Source organism: Paenibacillus sp. KS1 (genome assembly GCF_001680695.1).
Taxonomy (GTDB): Bacteria; Bacillota; Bacilli; order Paenibacillales; family Paenibacillaceae; genus Paenibacillus_B; species Paenibacillus_B suaedae.
The window spans coordinates 1-326 of sequence record NZ_MAIS01000344.1 but is presented as its reverse complement, the minus strand read 5'-3'; the positions used below and the strand labels follow the sequence as shown (position 1 = coordinate 326).

Here is a 326-nt window from a genome sequence, read left to right as displayed (position 1 = left end):
GAAATCGGGCCAGAACGGATCGTGCTGCGGCACGTATGTGAACCCCATTATCAACTCACGGCAACCTTCGAGGATCTTGGCGGTACAACCAGACTAACATGGCGCCAGCTTTTCGAAGACGCTGCCGTATTCAACGCCATCAAGAAAATTTCAACTCCAGCCAACGAAGAAAATCTTGATCGGCTCGAAGCGCAGTTGCAGAAGATGTCCATCTGAGAACCTAAGGCGATGGAGGAACGGGCATGACGGAAAACCATGCGGCAAACTGTGAAATCAGCGCAGCGGAAGAAAAGGAGTTGGTAACAACGAGGGTGATAAATGCATCC

1 protein-coding gene is annotated in these 326 nt (G+C 50.9%); it reads left to right on the top strand.

The genetic code is table 11. The annotated features are described in order from the left end of the window. Positions 1-216 (top strand): SRPBCC family protein (locus BBG47_RS28595; protein ID WP_483310784.1); only part of this gene is annotated, 216 nt, incomplete at its 5' end. Between the last annotated feature and the right edge of the window lie 110 nt (positions 217-326).